The sequence below is a fragment of the Luteimonas salinilitoris genome (assembly GCF_041300785.1).
Taxonomy (GTDB): Bacteria; Pseudomonadota; Gammaproteobacteria; order Xanthomonadales; family Xanthomonadaceae; genus Luteimonas; species Luteimonas salinilitoris.
In genome coordinates, this window is sequence record NZ_JBFWIB010000043.1 from 1 (window position 1) to 2,228 (window position 2,228).

General features: G+C 59.9%; 1 protein-coding gene. It reads left to right on the forward strand.

The window, feature by feature from the left end; genetic code table 11:
• The first annotated feature begins 230 nt into the window (after positions 1 to 230).
• A complete protein-coding gene (locus tag AB5T46_RS20290; RefSeq protein ID WP_370565924.1) occupies positions 231 to 2,042 on the forward strand; it encodes a tyrosine-type recombinase/integrase in 1,812 nt (603 codons plus the stop codon).
• The last annotated feature ends 186 nt before the right edge of the window (positions 2,043 to 2,228 follow it).

Below are 2,228 nucleotides of genomic sequence, written 5' to 3' on the forward strand. Positions count from 1 at the left end.
TTAGGTTCCATGGCGTTCCAGGGACGTCCATGGAGGACTGGAAAAGAGGGGTTTTGGCCCCTTGTGGTTTAGGTGTTCCACGGACGTTCGCCGGAATCCATCTACAGCCAGTGATTTTTAGTCCATTTTTGGGGTCTTTTTCAGGGGAGTGGCGGGCATGGACTGACCTGGATGCCGCTGTCTGGCGGCGCTAGGATCATCCGTTTCCGGCTCGGGTCAGGAGCGGCGCCATGCCTCTCACTGACATCGCGGTCCGGCAGACCCCGGCCACCGGCAAGGCTTATACCCTCGGCGATGGTCGCGGGCTGGCACTCTACGTCGCCGCCAACGGCGGCAAGAGCTGGCATTTCCGCTACCGCTGGCTCGGCAGGCAGCGGCGTATGTCCTTGGGCACCTACCCGGAGGTTAGCCTCAAAGACGCACGAATTCGTCGCGAAGCCCTCCGGGCTTTGGTGGCCCGCGGGGTGAATCCCCAGGAGCATCGCAAGCGTGAACGGCGAGTACGGCGTCTGGCGGAAGAGCAGGTCTTCCAGGCCGTCTTCAACACATGGATCGAACATCGCCGCTCCAGCCTGAAGCCCGGGCGTCAAGGCAGTCTTGCGCAGATGCAGCAGGTCTTCCGCAAGGACATCCTGCCGACGCTTGGCAAGCGGACGGTGTACGACATCACGCGTGCCGATCTGGTACAGGTGTTGGCGAAGATAGAAGCGCGCAAGGCGTTCACGATCGCCCAGAAGTGTCGGCTCTGGCTTCGGCAGCTTTTTCGTTTCGCCATGGTCAAGTTCCCGGGACTCGAGAGGAATCCCGCACTGGGTCTGGACGTTGTTGCTCTGCCGAAGCCGCCGGTTGCCCACAATCCATTCCTGCGGATGGAAGAGCTGTCGCAGCTTCTGCACGGGTTGCGTGGCTATCGCGGCCGCCGGCAAACGCGATTGAGCTTGCATCTGCTGTTGCTGACGGGTGTACGCACCGGCGAGCTGCGGTCCGCGATACCGGATCAGTTCGATCTGGATCGTGGACTCTGGATCATGCCGGCGGCGCTCGTGAAGCAACTGCAGCTGACGACGCGCAAGCAGGGCAAGCGGCCGCAAGACGTACCGCCCTACATTGTGCCCCTGTCAACTCAGGCCATTGAGGTCGTACGCCATCTGCTGGGCACAAGGCGTCCGGGTCAGTGCTACCTGTTGGCGCATCGCGGCGATCTGAAAAAGCCGATCAGCGAGAATACGCTGAATCAGGCGCTCAAGTCATTGGGGTTCGAAGGGCAGCTAACCGGTCACGGTATTCGTGCCACGATCGCGACCGCGTTGAACGAATATGGTTACCCCAAGGCCTGGATCGACGCCCAACTGTCGCATGCGGATACCAAGGGCGGTGGCGCTGCCTACAATCATGCTGAATACGTGGAGCAACGTCGGCGCATGATGCAGGACTGGGCCGACTGCTTGGACAGGCTAGAGCAAGAAGGCGTCAATGCGGCCCGTATGCCTGTCGTGGAGCAGGTGAACACTCCTCAAAATCGCGAGGTAGGCCAAGTTGCCCGTGTTATCCGCTTGGAAGGCGGCACAATGGTGATTGTGGTTCCGCCGGAAACTCCAGTCAGGGGAGAGGCGCCTGTTGTGTCTGTGCCAGGTTCCCCGGCAGTCCCGTCATCATTGCCAGATCGCGGCAAGCTAGATGCCTACGAGGCGCCGAATAACCTCCCATTGTCCGTGTATGCCGAGCTGGCGGGGAGGTCTTGTGAACAGATTGTCAGGGATATTAAGGCCAAGCGGTTGCTTGCGCTGTTCCAGGATGATCGTGGATACCGGATTCCCGATTGGCAGTTGGAGCCGACCAAGTATCTGCTGACCCTTACCGTGTTGACGCTTGCGGAGGATGCCGATGCCTGGGATATCTATCTGGCGCTTTCCAAACCAACGGCTCTGTTGGAAGCACGCGCTCCCTTGGAAGTGGTTACGCCGGGAATGATCCTTGAAATCTGCGATATCGTATGCGCGATGCTTGTAGATCGAGAAGGGGGTTATGAGTCCGAGAGATGAGATAGGTGTGAAGCCAACTGACAATTCATCCAAGCCGAAGCCGCTTCGCGACTAGGCTTAGCCCAGGCGTTCTCTTCCGGACGCACTCCTCGCTCGGCGACATTACGCCCAGCGAGTTCACCGCCGGATTCGCCCTCAACCCAAAGGCCGAATTTTCCAGTTCAGGCCGGACCAGATGAGGGGAGG

What these genes read in the sequence shown, in the direction of transcription:
- AB5T46_RS20290 (WP_370565924.1), top strand. Translation starts at nt 231, where the DNA reads ATGCCTCTCACTGACATCGCGGTCCGGCAGACCCCGGCCACCGGCAAG.